The sequence below is a fragment of the Streptomyces sp. NPDC001744 genome (genome assembly GCF_042892575.1).
Classification (GTDB): Bacteria; Actinomycetota; Actinomycetes; order Streptomycetales; family Streptomycetaceae; genus Streptomyces.
On record NZ_JBIAUG010000013.1, the window covers coordinates 89,180 to 105,010 of the forward strand.

The 15,831-nt window shown below is 74.5% G+C and carries 16 protein-coding genes and 1 pseudogene; 7 read left to right on the forward strand and 10 right to left on the reverse strand.

The features are described from left to right. Positions 1–173 precede the first annotated feature (173 nt). Together ACFYZY_RS17380 and ACFYZY_RS17385 are read left to right on the forward strand one after the other, a co-directional pair. A complete protein-coding gene (locus ACFYZY_RS17380) occupies positions 174–1,154 on the forward strand; it encodes an alpha/beta hydrolase (protein ID WP_388694558.1) in 981 nt (326 codons plus the stop codon). Then, positions 1,151–2,365, forward strand: a complete 1,215-nt coding sequence (locus ACFYZY_RS17385; RefSeq protein WP_388694561.1) for an acyltransferase — start codon at positions 1,151–1,153, stop codon at positions 2,363–2,365. The genes ACFYZY_RS17380 and ACFYZY_RS17385 overlap by 4 nt, the downstream gene beginning before the upstream one ends. A gap of 17 nt (positions 2,366–2,382) precedes the next feature. Here the strand turns inward: ACFYZY_RS17385 and ACFYZY_RS17390 are convergent, their stop codons facing one another. Next, positions 2,383–3,408 (reverse strand): aldo/keto reductase, encoded by a 1,026-nt coding sequence (locus ACFYZY_RS17390; protein ID WP_388694563.1) that lies wholly within the window; start codon positions 3,406–3,408, stop codon positions 2,383–2,385. Next, on the reverse strand, positions 3,405–3,824 hold the full coding sequence (locus ACFYZY_RS17395) for a MerR family transcriptional regulator (protein ID WP_388694566.1): 420 nt from the start codon (positions 3,822–3,824) through the stop codon (positions 3,405–3,407). The genes ACFYZY_RS17390 and ACFYZY_RS17395 overlap by 4 nt, the downstream gene beginning before the upstream one ends. 70 nt (positions 3,825–3,894) lie before the next feature. On the opposite strand from ACFYZY_RS17395, the gene ACFYZY_RS17400 reads away from it, so the two are divergent. Beyond that, positions 3,895–4,752 carry a serine hydrolase domain-containing protein gene (locus ACFYZY_RS17400; protein WP_388694569.1) on the forward strand — a complete coding sequence of 286 codons (858 nt, stop codon included), beginning with the start codon at positions 3,895–3,897 and terminating at the stop codon, positions 4,750–4,752. Between the two features lie 151 nt (positions 4,753–4,903). Here the strand turns inward: ACFYZY_RS17400 and ACFYZY_RS17405 are convergent, their stop codons facing one another. From ACFYZY_RS17405 to ACFYZY_RS17425, 5 genes are read right to left on the reverse strand one after another with little or no spacing between them, the layout of a single operon-like run. Next, positions 4,904–5,560, reverse strand: coding sequence for a hypothetical protein (locus ACFYZY_RS17405; protein WP_388694571.1), 657 nt, complete (start codon positions 5,558–5,560; stop codon positions 4,904–4,906). Then, a complete protein-coding gene (locus ACFYZY_RS17410; RefSeq protein ID WP_388694573.1) occupies positions 5,557–7,197 on the reverse strand; it encodes an ATP-binding protein in 1,641 nt (546 codons plus the stop codon). Before ACFYZY_RS17410 ends, ACFYZY_RS17405 begins: the two co-directional genes overlap by 4 nt. Before the next feature lie 8 nt (positions 7,198–7,205). Beyond that, positions 7,206–7,889: a response regulator gene (locus ACFYZY_RS17415; protein ID WP_388694576.1), complete on the reverse strand. Its 684-nt coding sequence runs from the start codon at positions 7,887–7,889 to the stop codon at positions 7,206–7,208. Between the two features lie 48 nt (positions 7,890–7,937). Next, the gene (gene murJ, locus ACFYZY_RS17420) at positions 7,938–9,635 is read right to left on the reverse strand and encodes a murein biosynthesis integral membrane protein MurJ (protein ID WP_388694579.1); all 1,698 of its coding nucleotides are present in this window, start codon (positions 9,633–9,635) and stop codon (positions 7,938–7,940) included. Then, complete coding sequence (locus ACFYZY_RS17425) at positions 9,632–10,837, reverse strand: lipid II:glycine glycyltransferase FemX (RefSeq protein ID WP_388694582.1); 1,206 nt, start codon at positions 10,835–10,837, stop codon at positions 9,632–9,634. The genes murJ and ACFYZY_RS17425 overlap by 4 nt, the downstream gene beginning before the upstream one ends. Positions 10,838–11,042: 205 nt before the next feature. Here ACFYZY_RS17425 and ACFYZY_RS17430 point away from each other — a divergent pair, with 205 nt between their 5' ends. The 4 genes from ACFYZY_RS17430 (at position 11,043) to ACFYZY_RS17445 (ending at position 13,580) form a co-directional block, all read left to right on the forward strand. Continuing rightward, entirely contained in the window at positions 11,043–12,200 is a 1,158-nt protein-coding gene (locus ACFYZY_RS17430) for an Ig-like domain-containing protein (RefSeq protein WP_388694585.1), read from the forward strand. A 128-nt stretch (positions 12,201–12,328) separates the two neighbouring features. Next, positions 12,329–13,153, forward strand: coding sequence for a helix-turn-helix domain-containing protein (locus tag ACFYZY_RS17435; protein ID WP_388694589.1), 825 nt, complete (start codon positions 12,329–12,331; stop codon positions 13,151–13,153). Beyond that, entirely contained in the window at positions 13,137–13,331 is a 195-nt protein-coding gene (locus tag ACFYZY_RS17440) for a DUF397 domain-containing protein (RefSeq protein WP_388694592.1), read from the forward strand. The genes ACFYZY_RS17435 and ACFYZY_RS17440 overlap by 17 nt, the downstream gene beginning before the upstream one ends. A gap of 54 nt (positions 13,332–13,385) precedes the next feature. Beyond that, a complete protein-coding gene (locus ACFYZY_RS17445) occupies positions 13,386–13,580 on the forward strand; it encodes a DUF397 domain-containing protein (RefSeq protein WP_388694594.1) in 195 nt (64 codons plus the stop codon). Positions 13,581–13,625: 45 nt separating this feature from the next. Here ACFYZY_RS17445 and ACFYZY_RS17450 read toward each other — a convergent pair. From ACFYZY_RS17450 to ACFYZY_RS17460, 3 genes and pseudogenes are all read right to left on the reverse strand, one after another. Continuing rightward, positions 13,626–13,787, reverse strand: a pseudogene (locus ACFYZY_RS17450) (IS5/IS1182 family transposase); the annotation flags it as partial. A 6-nt stretch (positions 13,788–13,793) separates the two neighbouring features. After that, positions 13,794–14,480, reverse strand: a complete 687-nt coding sequence (locus ACFYZY_RS17455; protein WP_388694596.1) for a transcriptional regulator — start codon at positions 14,478–14,480, stop codon at positions 13,794–13,796. Further along, complete coding sequence (locus tag ACFYZY_RS17460) at positions 14,477–15,661, reverse strand: pyridoxal-phosphate dependent enzyme (protein WP_388694788.1); 1,185 nt, start codon at positions 15,659–15,661, stop codon at positions 14,477–14,479. The genes ACFYZY_RS17455 and ACFYZY_RS17460 overlap by 4 nt, the downstream gene beginning before the upstream one ends. Positions 15,662–15,831 lie beyond the last annotated feature (170 nt).

Here is a 15,831-nt window from a genome sequence, read left to right on the forward strand (position 1 = left end):
CTGGGGGAAACCCCACCCCCGTCCTGGGGCCCACCGCTCCTCCACCCCCTACCCCGGTATCGGAAGGGAGTTGGCTCCCCGGTGTGACGTGCCGCCACCCCTCCTCTTCCTACCTTCCTCCCGTCGCCGGACGCACGGCGGACGAGTGAGGACCGGAGAGGGAGGGCGGCCGCATGCGCCGTACGACGAGGACCCTGATCACCGCCGCGCTGGTGGCCTGCGTGGTCTCAGGGACGACCGGGTGGGCGGCCGGGGACGCGCAGGAGGCCGTGACCGGAGCGCCGGCCGGGACGGGGGCCTGGCGGGGTGCGGGGCTGCCGGACCCGGAGCGGATGGGGCCGGCCGGGACCGCGCGGTTCTTCGCGGGACTCGGTCCCGTACGACGGAGGGAACTGGCCCGCGCCCATCCCACGGTCGTCGGGAATCTGGACGGGGCTCCTCCGGAGCTGCGGTACGAGGCCAACGCCCTCACCGCGGGAGGGCGGTTCGGGGACGCGCGGGTGCTCGCGTACGATCCGCGCGGCCGGGGCCAGGTGGTCCTGGTCTACGGGGACCTGGCGCGGGCCGCGCACGTCGCGGTGATCGTCCCCGGCTCCGACGTGGACGCCGGGCACGTCCGGCCGCTCGTGGACATGACGACCGCGCTGCGCCGGGCGACCGGGAACCGCACGGCGGTCGTCGCCTGGGCCGGGTACACCACCCCCGTCGGCGTCGGCCTGGACGCGGCCACCGGCCGGCTCGCCGGGGCGGGGGCGGAGCGGCTCGCCCGCTTCACGGAGGGGCTCGCGGCCGTCGGGGCGGCCGAGCCCTCGGTGTTCTGCCACAGCTACGGCTCGGTGGTCTGCGGGCTCGCCGCCCGCGAGCTGAAGGCGAAGGACCTGGTGGTCCTCGGCTCGCCGGGGATGCGCGCCGGGAACGTCTCCGAACTCGGCACCTCCGCCCGGGTCTGGGCGGCGAAGGACCCCACCGACTGGATCGACCGGGTGCCGAACGTCTCGTTCGCGGGGCTCGGGCACGGCGCCGACCCGGCGGAGCCGTCCTTCGGCGCGCGCCGCGTCCCGGCCGGGGACGCCACCGGGCACGGGGGCTACTTCGCGGCCGGGACCTCCTCGCTCCGCGCGTTCGCCGCGATCGCCGAGGGGGACGCGCGATGAGCGCCCCCGCCCTCGTGAAGCGCACGGTCCGGCGGATCGAGTCGGGCACCCCCGCCCACCGCGACCGGGCGGTCGACGGGCTGCGGGCCCTCGCCCTGCTCGCCGTGCCGACCGGGCACTGGCTGCTCGGCGGGTTCACCCTCTCCTCCGACGGGGCGATCCACAACGCCAGCCCCCTGGGCACCTTCGCCGGGCTCGCGCCGGTCAGCTGGGTCCTCCAGATGCTGGGGATCTTCTTCCTGGTCGGCGGCTACGCCTCCGTCCTGTCGTACCGGCGCCGGAAGGGCTCCACGGGCGACTGGCTCAAGGGGCGGCTCGCCCGGCTCGGACGGCCGGTGCTCGGGGTCACCGCCGTGTGGGCGGTGCTCCTGCCCCTCCTCCGCTTCGGGCCCGGGGTCCCCGTGGACACCCTGCGGACGGCGTCCACGCTGGTGGTCCAGCCGCTCTGGTTCGTCGGGGTCTACACGGTGGTCACCGCGCTCACCCCGTACTGCGTGCGGGCCGCCCGCCGCCTCGGGGTGTGGGCGGCGGCCCCGCTGCTCGGCTCGGTCGCCGTCGTCGACCTCCTGCGGTACGGGCCCTGGGCCGACGCCGTGCCGTCCTGGCTGAGCCTGCTGAACATCCTGCCCGGCTGGCTCTTCGCCTACCAGCTCGGCGTCTCGTGGGGCGAGGGCCGGGTCACCCGGCGGCACGCGTGGGTCCTCCTCGCCGGCGGGGCCGCCCTGTTCGCCGTGCTGCTGCTCGCCTTCGGCTACCCGGCGTCGATGGTCGGCGTCCCCGGCGAGGCCCGCACCAACTCGCACCCGCCGTCGCTGCTCGTCCTCGCCCTCGCCGCCGCGCAGAGCGGCGCCGCGATCCTGCTCCGCGACCGGTTCGGCGCGCTCCTGCGGCGGCCCGCGCTCTGGGCGCCGGTCGTGGTCGTCAACCTCTCCGCGATGACGGTCCTGTGCTGGCACCAGACGGCGATGCTCGCCGCCGCGGTCCCCGCCTCGTACGCCGGGGAGGTCCCGGGCCTGGTCGGCGCGCCCGACTCGGCGGGATGGGTCCTGGCCCGGCTCGCCTGGATGCCGGTCTTCGCCGGGCTCCTCGTCCTGATCGGCCGGTACGCCCGGGGATTCGAGTCCCCGTGGACGAAGGCCGGTCCGGCCCGCCGCGTCCTGGCGGGACTGCTCGCGGCGGGGTTCGCGGTCTTCGCCCTGGGGCCGGTGTGAGTCCTCCGGCGGTCCGCTCAGACCTCCCGGCCCACCGACGTGAAGCTCATGTCCGGGTAGCGGTCGCCCGCCACCCGTCCGGCGATCGGCTCCAGTTCGGCCAGTTCGGCGCCGGTGAGGGTGATGCGGGTGGCGGCGGCGTTCTCCAGGAGGCGGGAGCGCCTGCGGGTGCCGGGGATCGGGACGACCGTGAGGCCGTGGACGGCGGCCCGCTGCTGGACCCAGGCGAGGGCGATCTGCGCCGGGGTGGCCCCGTGGGCGGCGGCGATCTTCCGGACCGGGTCGAGGAGGGCGGCGTTCCGCGCGGCGTTCTCCCCGGTGAACCGGGGCTGCCGGGCACGGAAGTCGTCGCCCGACAGCTCCTTGGAGGCGTCCGTGAACGCCCCGGTCAGGAAGCCCCGGCCGAGCGGCGAGTACGGCACGACGGTCACGCCGAGGTCGGCGGCGGCCGGGACCGCGCTGCGCTCCACGTCCCGGGAGAAGAGCGACCACTCCGACTGGAGGGCGGTGATCGGGTGCACGGCGTGGGCCTCGCGCAGTTCGGGCCCGGTGACCTCGCTCAGGCCCAGGAAGCGGACCTTGCCCTCCCGGACGAGTTCGGCCATCGCGCCGACGGACTCCGCGAACGGGACCGCCGGGTCGCGGCGGTGCATGTAAAAGAGGTCGATGGTCTCGACGCCGAGACGGCGCAGGCTGGCCTCGACGGCGCTCCTGACGTACGCCGGGTCGTTGCGGACGCCCCGGTACGCGGGGTCGTCCGCGCGCCGCTCTATGGCGAACTTGGTGGCGAGGACGACCTCGTCGCGGTGGGCGGCGAGGAAGGGGGCGAGGAACTCCTCGTTGGCACCGCCGCCGTAGATGTCGGCGGTGTCGATCAGGGTGACGCCGGCCTCCAGGGCCGCGTCGAGGGTGTCGCGGGCGGCGGCCTCGTCGGTGTCGCCGTAGAACTCGCTGATGCCCATGGCGCCGAAGCCCTGGACGCCGGTCTCCGGTCCGTCCTGCCCGCCGAGTCGTACGGTGTCGATCCTGGTCGCGCTGGTCATGAAGGGGTTCCTCCGCATGCGGTCCCGTAGTGGCCGATCTTGATGTCGAGCACGGCGAGCGTGTCCTGGAGCTCGGTGATCCGGGCGAGGACGTCCCGGCGGGTGGCCTCCAGGAGGGCGCGCCGTTCCCCGCGGGTGTGGTCGCCCTCGCGCACCAGCTCGGCGTACCTGACCATGTCGGCGACCGGCATCCCGGTCAGCCGCAGCTTGCCGACGAAGGCGAGCCAGTCGAGGTCGCGGGCGGTGAAGCGGCGCTGCCCGGTGTGCGAGCGGTCGACGTGCGGCATGAGGCCGATCCGCTCGTACCAGCGCAGGGTGTGCGCCGAGAGCCCCGTGAGGGCGGCGACCTCGCTGATGGTGTGGTGCGTCCGGCTGTCGCCCCCGGTCGTACCGCTCGTGCTCGCGATCACGCTCATGCCCCCACGCTAGGGGGTTGGAGCGCACTCGAAGCAAGCCCGTTCCCGGGCGGGAAGTAGGCTCGGCCGCATGGAGAGTCCCGTGGAGAGCAACGTGGAAAACGGCCTGCCGAGCCTGGCGTCGATCGAGAACTGGCCCGTCCCCACCGCGGCCGCCGCCGTGGTCCGCGCGGACGGCACCCGGGCCGGGGCCCACGGTCCCACCGGGCGGCGCTTCCCGCTCGCCTCGGTGACCAAGCCGCTCGCGGCGTACGCGGTCCTCGTCGCGTACGAGGAGGGGGCGATCGACCTGGACGAGCCGGCCGGTCCCGAGGGATCGACCGTCCGTCACCTCCTCGCCCACACCTCGGGGCTCGCCTTCGACGAGCACCGGGTCACGGCCGCGCCGGGCACCCGCCGGATCTACTCCAACGCCGGTTTCGAGGTGCTGGGCGACCACGTCACCGGGGCCACCGGCATCCCCTTCGCCGAGTACCTGCGCCAGGCCGTCCTGGAGCCGCTGGGCATGGTGTCCACGACCCTCGACGGCTCGCCCGCCAAGGACGGCGTGTCCACCGTGGACGACCTGGCGCGGTTCGCCGCCGAGGTCCAGGCGCCCCGGCTGCTCGACGCCCGGACCGTCCTGGACGCGATGACCGTGGCGTACCCGGGCCTGACCGGCATCCTGCCCGGCTACGGGCACCAGCGGCCGAACGACTGGGGACTGGGCTTCGAGATCCGCGACGGCAAGTCCCCGCACTGGACGGGCGCCGGCTCCTCGCCGCGCGCCTTCGGGCACTTCGGCCAGTCCGGCACCTTCCTGTGGATCGACCCGGACGCGCGGGCCGCGTGCGTGGCGCTCACCGACCGGCCCTTCGGACCGTGGGCGGTCGAGACCTGGCCGGCGTTCACGGACGCGGTCCTGGCGGACCTGCGGGCGGCGGGCTAGGCGCCGGGGTTCCGCACGGCGGACGTCCTCGTGCCCGGCCGGTAGCCGCGGACGCCCTCGCCCCCGGCCCGTCGCGGCGGAAGCCGTCGCCCCCGGTCCGTAGTGGCGGACGCCCCCGTCCCCGGCCCGTCGCGGCGGACGCCGTCGTCGCTCACTCCTCGCAGCGGGCGGCGGGCAGCGTGCCGTCCGGGCCGCTGACCGTCACCTCGATCCGGCCCGCCGGGTGCTCCGCGTAGGCCGTCGTGCAGACCAGCTGGAGGACGGCGCCCTCCGAAAGGCCCCGCACGGCGAAGGGGGTCCGGAGCAGACGCGCCGAGGCGGACCCGGCCGGGTCCGCCTCCACGCGCGGCGCCCGGGTGCCGCCCCCCGGCAGGGCGGTGGTGACGCCCGCCGCGGTCTCCGTGTCCCGCGGGCCGGCGAGGAGCGCGGCGAGGGTCTTGTCCGTGAGGATCCGCCCGGGGCCCGGGGAGGCGGTGGGACCCTCGTACCCGGGCCCGGACCTGTCGTACCGGGCCCGCCCGTCCCCCGGCCCGACCGGCGGGAGGCCGGAGCGGCCGACGTCGCGGACCACCGGCATCGTGCGGCCGTCGGGGCCGAGGAAGTAGAGCACCATCCGGTCCTCGGGCACCGGTCCGACGATGACGGTCGCGGCGCCGCCCGCCTCCACGACGTCGCTCTCCCGTATGCCGCAGCCGGCCAGGGCGACCAGGGCGGCCAGGCCGGAGAGGAGCGCGGCGGCCGTACGGCGGCGCCCGGCGGGACCGCCCGCGTGGCGGCCCTCCGCGACGGCGCCCGCCCGGCGCCTCACCGCGGCATCCGCACGGTGAACACGGCTCCGCCCCCGGGCCGGTTGGCCGCCGCGACGGTGCCGCCGTGGAGCCGGACGTTCTCCAGGGTGATCGCGAGGCCGAGGCCGCTGCCCGCCGAACGGGCCCTGGCCCGGTCCGCCTTGTAGAAGCGGTCGAAGACGTGCGGCAGGACCTCCGGGTCGATGCCGGGCCCCCGGTCGGCGACCTCCGTCACGAGCACGTGCCCCTCCGCGTACAGCCGGACCGTGACCGGTGCCTCCCCGTGCCGCAGCGCGTTGCCGACGAGGTTGGCCACGACGACGTCGAAGCGGCGCGGGTCGAGCCGGGTCCTGATCCCCTCCGCGAGGTGCGGGACGACCTGCTCCGGGTCGGTCCAGTGCCGGTGCTGGAGGGTCTTGCGGACGCAGTCGGCGGCGTCGACCTCGTCCGTGTGCAGCTCGGCGGCGCGGGCGTCGAAGCGGGAGATCTCCATCAGGTCCTCGACCAGGAGGGCGAGCTTGCCGGTCTCGGTGCTGATCAGGCGGACCGCGCGGGCGGTGTCGCTGTCGAGGCTCCCGGCGTCCTCGTCCAGGACCTCGGTGACGGCGAGCATCCCGGCGAGCGGGGTGCGCAGTTCGTGCGAGACGTCGGAGGCGAAGCGGCGGGCGCGGGCCTCGGCGTCGCGGAGTTCGGCGACGGAGCGTTCGAGCCGGGCGGCGGACTCGTTGAACGTGCGGGCGAGGCCCGCGAGTTCGTCGCTCCCCTTGGCGTGGATGCGGGTGTCGAGGCGGCCGCGCCCCATGCTGTGGGCGGCGCGCCGCAGTTCCCGTACGGGGCGGAGCACGCCCCGGGCGGCGAGGAGCGCGGGGATCAGGGCGACGGCGAGGGCGGGGAGGGCCCCGTCGCGGGCGGCGGTGACCATGGCCTCGATGCCGGCCTCCTCCTCGTTCAGCTCCATGACGGCGTAGAGGACGAGGCCGGTGTGCTGGGCGGTGCCCTCGGTCGCGTGGGTGCGGAAGACGGCGGGGACGGCGATGGTCAGGTACGGGACGCCGTCCTTCACCACGCGCTGGAAGCTGCCGTGCGGGGTGGCGGCGCGGGCCCGGGCGCGGGCCCTGAGTTCGGGGGTGACGACGGAGGAGGTGGGGCGGTCGGTGGAGGAGACGCGGGCGGTGCCGTACTCGGCGTAGACGCGCCAGGGACGGGGCTTGCCCTGGCGGGCGATCCGGAGGAGCGCGTCCCGCAGGTTGTCGGTGTCGACGGGCAGGGTGATGGCGAGTTCGTCGACCTGCTCGCGGAAGGCGGAGACGGCGGTGTTCTGGGTCTGCTCCAGGATGGCGTTGCGGGCGGCCCGGTAGGTGAGGGCGGCGGTGGTGCCGCAGCCGACGGCCGCGACGAGCAGGAAGGCCAGGACGAGCCGGGTGCGCAGGCCGAAGGGGTGCGGGCGCAGGCGCGGGGGGCGTGCCTTCCGGCGGGCCCCCGCCTTCTCCGGGGCGGAGGCGCGGTCGTGGGGCCCGTCGCCGTCCGGGGCGGACGCCCGGTCGTGGGGCCCACCGGTCCCGGGGCCGGACGCCCGGTCGTGGGGCCCACCGGTCCCGGGGCCGGACGCCCGGTCGTGGGGCCCGTCGTCCCCGGGGTCGGTCGCCCCGGGCCGCACGCACGCCTTCACAGCGGACCGAAGCGGTAGCCGAAGCCCCGCAGGGTCTGGATGTAGCGGGGTTCGCCCGGGACGTCCTCGATCTTGTTCCGGAGCCGGCGGACACAGGCGTCGACCAGCCGCGCGTCCCCGTGGTAGCTGTGCTCCCAGACGTGTTCGAGGAGCTGCTGCCGGCTGAAGACCTGCTCGGGGGCGGCGGTGAGGTGGAGCAGCAGCTTCATCTCGGAGGGGGCGAGGGCGATCCGTTCACCCGCCTTGGCGACGGTGAGCCCGGCCCGGTCGACGGCCAGTTCGCCGTGGAACTCGACGGCGGGCCGCGCGCCGCCGGGCTCCTCGATGCGGCGGAGCACGGCCCGTATCCGTGCCTCGATGACCTCGGTGCGGGCGGGCTTGACGATGTAGTCGTCCGCCCCGGCCTCCAGGCCGACGACGATGTCGAAGTCGTCGCCCCGGGCGGTGAGCATGATGATCGGGAGCTGGCTGTCCTCCCGGACCCGGCGGCAGACCTGGACGCCGTTCATGCCGGGCAGCATCAGGTCGAGCAGGAGCAGGTCCGGCCGGAACTCCCCGAGCGCGGCGAGCCCCGCCTCCCCGGTGGGGGCGGCCCGCACCTCGTGTCCGCGCCGCCGGAGCCCGAGTTCGACGCCCTCGCGGACGGACGGGTCGTCTTCTATCAGGAGCACGCGGGGCATCTGCGGAGTATCCCAAGGTCGTCGGGGCGGGGCTTCCCCGGGGCGGGGTCACGCACGGCGGGTGAGGGCGCGGAGGCGGGCGCCCCCGGCCGCGAGGAGGTTCCGCACCTCGGTGAGGCGGAGGGGGCGGGCGAGCAGGGCGAAGACGGCGAGGATCGCGAGGGCCCCGGCGAGCCCGGAGGCGACGGGCCCCGCCGGCCCCGCGGCGCCGGCGGCGAGGAGGCCGTACCCGGTGGCCGGGACGGCGGCGACGAGCATCCGTGCGAGGGCGGGCACCGCGCCGCCGGAGACGGCGCCCCCGTCCGGGAGGACCGGGCCGTCCCCGGAGGACGCGCCGCCGGGACCCTCCGGCGGCGCGGTGCCGCCCCGCAGCCCGCGCCGCAGCACGTACGCCGTGACGCCCCAGCCCGCCCACAGGGCGAGGGAGTACGCCGCCGCCATGCCCGCGACGGTCCAGCGGTCGGGGAGGAGCCGGTACGCGGCGAGGGAGAGGCCCGCGTTGAGCCCCGCGATCACCAGGTTGAGCAGGAACGGGGTGCGCGTGTCGCGCAGGGCGTAGAAGGCGCGGGTGCACACGTACTGCCCGGAGAGGGCGACCAGTCCGGGCGCGAGGGCCATCAGGATCCAGGACATCGCGCGGACGTCGTCGTCGTCCGTCGCCCCGTACCGGAAGACCACGGTCATCAGGGGCACGGCGAGCGCGAACAGCGCGCAGGCGGCGGGGACGACGGCGGCGGCGCTGGTCCGCAGCGCGTACGAGACGTCCCGCCGGACCCCCGCGAGGTCGCCGTCGGCCGCCGCGCCGCTCATCCGGGGCAGCAGGGCGGTGACGAGGGAGACGGTGACGATGCCGTGCGGGACGGTCCACAGCAGGTAGGCGTTGTTGTACGCGGCGAGGCCCGCGCCGCCGCCGGCCGCCGCGTCGCCCGCCGAGGTGGCGACCCAGGTGGTCACCCAGTACGCGCCCTGGTTGGTGAGGACGAGCAGCACCAGCCAGCCGGCCGACCGCAGCGGGGCCGCGAGGCCGCTGCCGCGCCAGTCGAAACGGGGCCGCCAGCGGAAGCCGGCGGCGCGCAGCGGGGGAACGAGCGCGAGGGCCTGGAGCGCGATGCCGGCGGTGGTGCCCCAGCCGAGGAGCGCGGTCTCGCCCGGGGTGAGCGCGCCCCCGTCGCCCACCACCAGGAAGAGGCCGAAGACGGCGACGACGACGACGTTGTTGAGGACGGGCGTCCACATCATGGCGCCGAACCGGCCCCGGGCGTTGAGGACCTGGCCGAGGAGCGTGAAGAGGCCGAGGAAGAAGATCTGCGGAAGGCAGGTGCGGGCGAAGGCGACGGTCATCTCCCGCTGGTCGCCCGTGTAGTCGGTGTACGCGTCGACGATCGGCGGCGCGGCGAGGACGGCGGCGGCGGTGAGGACGGCGAGGGCGAGCACGCAGAGGGTGAGGAGGCGGTCGGTGTAGGCGACGCCGCCGTCCTCGTGTTCCTTGGCCGCCTTGACCAGTTCGGGGACGAAGACCGCGTTGAGGGCGCCGCCGAGGAGCAGGGTGTAGACGATGGTGGGGACGGAGTTGCCGACCGCGTAGCCGTCGGCGACGGTGGCCGCGCCGAGCGCGGCGGCGACGACGGAGGCGCGGACGAAGCCGGTGGCGCGGGAGACGAGCGATCCGGCGGCCATGAGGGCGCCGCTGCGGAGGGCGGACGGGGCCGCGGCCTTCCGTCCCGGCGCGGCGAGGGTGGCCGTCACCGGCGGGCCAGGTACGCCTGGAAGGCGCGGTACAGCGCCTGGTTGGTCGTGCCCCGCATCGGAATCTCCCACTCCCCCAGCGTCTCGACGACCTGGCCGCCCGTGCCGAGCTTCCAGCGGAGGAGGCCGTGGGCGCGGTCGTCCGGGTCGAGGGTGGAGGGTACCCCGCGCAGGTCGTAGACGGCGGCGCCGAGGGCGTGGGCGTCGAGCAGCATGCGCCACTGGAGGGCGTTGGAGGGGCGGACCTCGCGGCGGTGGTCGGCGGAGGCGCCGGTCTGGTACCAGACGCGCCCGCCGACGGTGATCATGGTGTGGGCGGCGAGGACCTCGCCCCCGTGGCGGGCGAGGTAGAGCCTCATCCGGCCGGGCTCCTCGGCGTTGAGGACCGCGTACTGGCGCTCGTAGTACGCGAGGGAGCGGCCGAGCCGGAAGCCGTCGCGCTCCTCGGTGATCCCGAGCAGCCGGTAGAACTCGGGCAGGTCGGCGGCGGTCCCGACGGTGACCTCGACGCCGGCCTTGCGGGCCCTGCGGACGTTGCGCCGCCACTCCTGGTTGAGGCCGGACCACAGGTCGTCGGCGCTGCGGCCGGCGAGCGGGACCTGGAAGACGTGCCGGGGCTGGGCGTCGGCGCCGTCCTCGGAGTCGCCGCCGCAGCGGCGCCAGCCCCGGGCCCGGAGGCGTTCGGCGACGACGGTGCCGAGGGGATCGACCTCGTCGGCGAGGACGTCGGCGAGGCGCCGGCCGGGTCCGGCGGCGGCCTTGACGGTGGCGGCGTTCCAGCGGCGGTGGGCGGGGCCGGGCCCGATGCGCACGGCGAAGGCGCCGGAGGCGCGCAGATGGCCGAGGAGCGGGTCGAGCCAGTCGTCCACCCCGGGATCGGCCCAGTCGGCGACGGGCCCCTCGGGCAGGTAGGCGAAGTACTTCCGGGTCCCGGGGAAGGTCCGCAGCAGCACGAGCGCGACACCCGTCAGGTCGCCGCCCTCCGGCCCCCACCCCACGAGCTGGTGGCCCCACCCCTCCTTCACCCCGGCCCACGAGGGGAGCTGGAGGAAGCTGGGGCCGTCCGCGCCGGAGCGGGACGCGAGGAAGGCGTGGTACGCCCCGGGGGTGACGGGACCGAGCCGGACCGGCCGGGCGGGGGCGCGGCGGTCCGTGGGGGCGCGGCGGTCGGCGGGTGCGGCGGTCACGAGCGACGCTGACACAACGGGGGCCTCCTGGTTCCGCCCCTCGGTGGTGGGGCGCCCAGCAGGCTCACAGCCGAATGCGACGGAGCCGCACGGCGTGTGTGACCGGACGGTGACCGTTCCGCCGCAGCCCCCGTCACACGGGCCCGTGCCCGTCCGGCCGGCCCTACAGTCCAGGACATCCCACCCCTTTTCCCACCACGCGGAGGCTTCCGTGCCGCCCATGCGCACCCCCCGTCCCGCCCTCGCGGCCGCCGCCCTGGCCGTCTCCCTCACGGCCTGCACCGCACAGGCGGTGGACGAGGGCCCGGCGGAGGACCGGGCCCCGGCCGCGCCCCCGGCGAAGGTGACGGTCGCGGACCGGACGGCGGGCCGGCCGGTGACGGTGACGGCCGCGAACGGCACGCTGGTCGCCGTGAAGGTCACGGCGGCGGACGGCACGGTCCTCACCGGCCGCGCGGACGGGGGCGGTACGCGCTGGACGTCGGACCGCAAGGCGGCCCCGGGCGCCTCGTACACGGTGGAGACGACCACCCGCGCCGCCGACGGCAAGGAGACGACGGCCCGTTCGCCCTTCTCCACCCCGGCCCCCGCGAAGGTCAACAAGCTGACCCTGGCCCCCGGCAAGAACACCACCGTGGGCATCGGGCACCCCCTCTCGATCGTCTTCGACCTCCCGGTGACGAAGAAGGCGGACGTCGAGAAGCAGCTCAGGGTGACGACCTCGAACGCCACCGAGGGCTCCTGGGGCTGGGTCAGGGACTGGTCGGGCCGGGACCGGGCCGACTGGCGGCCGAAGGAGTACTGGAAGCCCGGCACGAAGGTCACCCTGGAGGCGGACCTGAACGGCACGGACTCGGGAGGGGGTTGGTTCATACGGGACTACCGCACGGGCTTCACGGTCGGCGCCGCGCAGGTGGTCCGGGTCGACCTGGACCGGCACCGCCTGACCCTGGAGAAGGACGGAAGGACGGTCCGTACGATCCCGGTCTCCGGCGGCACCCCCGGCGGCGACAAGCGCTCCTGGCGGGGCACGGCCGTCCTGATGGCGAAGGAGGGCACCATCAACATGAACTCGGAGACGGTGGGCCTGGGCGACGCCTACGACAAGATGGTCGACCACTCGATGCGCCTGACCTGGTCGGGCATGTACGCCCACGCGGCGCCGTGGAACGCGGCGTACTTCGGGCGGGCGAACAAGAGCTCCGGTTGCATCGGCATGAGCGACGCCGACGCGGCGTCCTTCTACGCCCTGGTGAACGTCGGAGACCCCTTCGAGATCACGGGCCGCGACACGAAGGGCACGGTAGCGGAGGGCAACGGCTACGGGGCGTGGAACGTGGACTGGACGCGGTGGCGGGCGAAGAGCGCGCTGGGCTGAGCCCGGGAACCGGTCTCCACCGGGCCCACCCCCAGGGGTGGTTTGGACGATTCCCCCCTCCGGCCCGCATTCCCCTGATTACGCTCGGCGACAAGAACGCCGCGCGTCGCAGGCCGGAGGTACCGACCATGGTCAACATTCAGCAACTCGACCCCAACGCTTCCCCTCTGGACTACTACGGCTGGGAACTCCGCCGCCAGCGCGAGGCGCACACACTCACGCAACAGCAACTCGGGGACGTCATCTTCTGCACGGGCTCCCTGGTCGGCCAGATCGAAACAGCGAGGAAGCTTCCCACCCGTGAGTTCTCGGAGCGGGTGGACGCGGCGCTCGGCACGGGCGGGACGTTCTCCCGACTGATCGGCCTGGTGCTGCGCAGCCGGTTGCCGTCGTGGTTCCAGCCGTACGCGGACCTGGAGGCGCGTGCCACCTACATCTCCGCGTTCCAAACACAGGTCGTGTACGGCCTGCTGCAGACGCCGGAGTACGCGCGGGCCATGCTCGCCATCGACCACGCGGACGAGATCGAGGAACTTCTGGCGGCCCGACTCGAACGCCAGCGCATCCTGGAGCGTTCCGAGCCGCCGGCCCTCTGGGTCGTGATGAGCGAGGCCGCACTACTGCAGGAGGTGAGCAGCCGTGAGGTCATGCGCGAGCAACTGGCGCACCTGTTGGCCTTCCGCGACAACCCGTGGGTGCACATTCAGGTGCTTCCGTTCTCCGCCGGGGAACACACGGGATTGATGGGGTCGTTCAATATCCTCAGGTTCGACGACGACCCCGACATCTTTTACGTCGAGAGCTACGACCAAGGGCACATGACCGCCAATCCTTCCGTGATCAAGGAGCGTTCGGTCGGCTACGCTCGGCTGCAAGCCACGGCCCTCTCCCCCGAGGACTCGGCAGCACTGATCACTCGTGTGATGGAGGAACGCTATGGAGACCCGTCCTGACCTGACCGGAGCGCGGTGGCGGAAGTCGTCGTACAGCGGCCCCAGCGGCGGTGACTGCGTCGAGGTGGCCGACCACTTCCCCGGCACCGTCCCGGTCCGCGACAGCAAGAACCCCACCGGCCCGGCCCTGATCATCGGCGCCGGGGCGTGGCAGGCGTTCGTGGACGGGCTCCGCTAGGGCGCCCGCCGCGCATACCCAGGCACTGAATCATCCGTGTGATGGAGGAACGCCATGGAGACCCGTCCTGACCTGACCGGAGCGCGGTGGCGGAAGTCGTCGTACAGCGGCACCAACGGCGGCGAGTGCGTCGAGGTGGCCGACCACTTCCCCGGCACCGTCCCGGTCCGCGACAGCAAGAACCCCACCGGCCCGGCCCTGGTCGTCGGCGCCGGAGCGTGGCAGGCGTTCGTGGACGGGCTCCGTTGAGGACTGTCCCGTAAACGATCTCCTGATCGCCTCGGGCGTGGTGGGCCGCCGTGTGACCCGCTTCGTGCGCCCGTACGCGGACACCGGCAGGGCCCGGCCCTCCAGCGGCAGGCTCCACGGTCGGCCCCTGCGGACCGCGTCCGCCCCCTGGCGCCGCAGCACGGTCATCAGCCCGCCGAAACCGGCCGCACGAGGCGTGGTTCCTGCGGGCGTTCACCGGTGTGGCCGCTTCGTGTAGTTGTAGACGGTCGCCCGGGAGATGCCGAGCTGGTCGGCGATGAGTTGTGCGGAGCTCCGGGCCTCGAAGAAGCCCTCGCCGTGCAGTCGACGGACCAGCTCGCGCTTCTGATCGCGGTTGAGGCCCCGCGGTGTGCTGGAGCGCTCCGCCGCGAAGGAGTCGATGGCCGAACGGAGTTCGCGTCCGGTGCGGTCGCGCAGTGTCTCCAGGGGCTCGTCCTGGTGCGGGACATCCGTGGTGACGAGGTTGGCGAGGGTCAGGGCCAGCGGGGACAGCGTGCTGACGTCCAGGTTCAGGCACAGGGCCGCGATGTAACGTCCCTCGGCGTTCTTGATGCCGATCGAGGTGCTCTTGGCCGGACGCCCGTCGGGGAACCGGTTGCCGTAGTTCTGGACGACGCCGGGATAGTCGGGGTCCGCGATGCGGCGCAGGCCCAGTTCGGTGGCGGAGTCGCCGACCCGCCGTCCGGACAGGTTGTTCTCGATGACGCGGATGGCGTTGTCGGGGCGGCGCAGGTCGTGCAGGACGACCTCGCACAGACCGGGGAACATGCGGCCGACCGCGACGGCGATGCGCTCGGCTTCCCGTACGAGGTGCTCGTCTTCCGGTACGGCGGTCCGGTCGGCGCGTTCGTCATCCGGTCGGCCGGTGGGGCGGGTCATCGGGTGCCGCTCGGTTCCCGCGCTCCATCACCGGGTCCGGCGAACACCGCGGCCATGGTCTCGGCGGACTTCAGCCCCGCGCCGGTGAGCACGACCACGGTCGTCTCGTCCGGGGCGATCTCTCCGGTCGCGATGAAGTGGTCGAGGGTCGCCGCGGCGACGCTGCTGGTCGGCTCCGCGTACAGGCCGCGCGCGCTCAGGGCGCGGACCGCCGCGTGGATCTCCGCCTCGGGGACCGCGTAGGCGGCGCCGTCACAGCGGCGGACGGCCTCCACCGCCTCGGGCAGCCGGACCGGGTGGGCGATGGACGCGCCCTCGGCGATCGTCGGCACCCGCTCGCCGCGGCCGGCCGGGTCGATGCCGTTGAACGTGTCGGCGATGGTCGCCCAGTGCTCGGGCTGCCCGACGAACAGGCGCGGGCGCCTGTCGATCTGTCCGGCGGCGAGCAGTTCGCCGAACGCGAGGTCGCACCCGATGACGTTGCTGCCGGCCCCGGCCACGAGGACCACGTTGTCGGGCGCGGTGAAGCCGAGCGACTCCCACATCTCGTAGGCGATGGTCTTGGTGCCCTGGATGAACATGGGGTGCCAGTTGTGACTCGCGTAGGGGATCCGCTCCGACTGGCGGATCGCCTCCTCCGAGACCTCGTCGCGGGTGCCCCCCACGAGTTCGACCTCCGCTCCGTAGGCGCGGGCCTGGAGGATCTTGGCCTCCGAGGTGGCGGCGGGGACGATGATCCTGGCGCGGACGCCGGCGGCGGCGGCGTAGGCGGCCACCGCGGCACCGCCGTTGCCCGAACTGTCCTCCAGCACGCGGTCGGCACCGTGTGCCACGAGGTGGGACATCATCACCGATACGCCCCGGTCCTTGAAGCTGGAGGTCGGGTTGAACCACTCCAGCTTGAAGTGGACGCGTCGGCCTGCCCAGTCGACCGGGACCATCGGCGTGCACCCTTCGCCCAGGCTCACCCGGCGGGCGGCCTCGACGGGCAGGGCCGCGTGATAGCGCCACAGGGACCGTTCGGCGGTGTCGATCTGCTCGGGCCGCAGGCCCGGCAGCGCGCTGACGGCGAGGGGGCCGCCGTCCTCGCCCCGCCAGCGGGGGTCGTCCAGGGAGTAGCGCCTTCCGGACCGGTCGTAGAGGCCGGGGGTGGCGACGGCCGAGTGCTGTTCGGCGTTCATGGGCGGCTCCGGCTTCTCCTCGCTCGACACGCTGTCGTGCCGCCGGGTCTCGCGGCCCGGCGGCGCCCGCCCTCCCATGCTAGACGGATCATCCAGAAGTGGACAGCAAGTCCAAGCGATCGTTTCGGAAGGGGTCCGGGGTCGCCCCGAGCGGATGGCGCCGCCAGGCC

Excerpts from the sequence above, each read along its gene's own strand:
- ACFYZY_RS17380 (WP_388694558.1), top strand. The coding sequence starts at position 174 with ATGCGCCGTACGACGAGGACCCTGATCACCGCCGCGCTGGTGGCCTGC.
- ACFYZY_RS17455 (WP_388694596.1), bottom strand. The coding sequence starts at position 14,480 with ATGACCCGCCCCACCGGCCGACCGGATGACGAACGCGCCGACCGGACC.
- ACFYZY_RS17395 (WP_388694566.1), bottom strand. The coding sequence starts at position 3,824 with ATGAGCGTGATCGCGAGCACGAGCGGTACGACCGGGGGCGACAGCCGG.
- ACFYZY_RS17460 (WP_388694788.1), bottom strand. The coding sequence starts at position 15,661 with ATGAACGCCGAACAGCACTCGGCCGTCGCCACCCCCGGCCTCTACGAC.
- ACFYZY_RS17430 (WP_388694585.1), top strand. The coding sequence starts at position 11,043 with ATGCGCACCCCCCGTCCCGCCCTCGCGGCCGCCGCCCTGGCCGTCTCC.
- ACFYZY_RS17435 (WP_388694589.1), top strand. The coding sequence starts at position 12,329 with ATGGTCAACATTCAGCAACTCGACCCCAACGCTTCCCCTCTGGACTAC.
- ACFYZY_RS17390 (WP_388694563.1), bottom strand. The coding sequence starts at position 3,408 with ATGACCAGCGCGACCAGGATCGACACCGTACGACTCGGCGGGCAGGAC.
- ACFYZY_RS17445 (WP_388694594.1), top strand. The coding sequence starts at position 13,386 with ATGGAGACCCGTCCTGACCTGACCGGAGCGCGGTGGCGGAAGTCGTCG.
- ACFYZY_RS17400 (WP_388694569.1), top strand. The coding sequence starts at position 3,895 with ATGGAGAGTCCCGTGGAGAGCAACGTGGAAAACGGCCTGCCGAGCCTG.
- ACFYZY_RS17415 (WP_388694576.1), bottom strand. The coding sequence starts at position 7,889 with ATGCCCCGCGTGCTCCTGATAGAAGACGACCCGTCCGTCCGCGAGGGC.
- ACFYZY_RS17385 (WP_388694561.1), top strand. The coding sequence starts at position 1,151 with ATGAGCGCCCCCGCCCTCGTGAAGCGCACGGTCCGGCGGATCGAGTCG.
- ACFYZY_RS17440 (WP_388694592.1), top strand. The coding sequence starts at position 13,137 with ATGGAGACCCGTCCTGACCTGACCGGAGCGCGGTGGCGGAAGTCGTCG.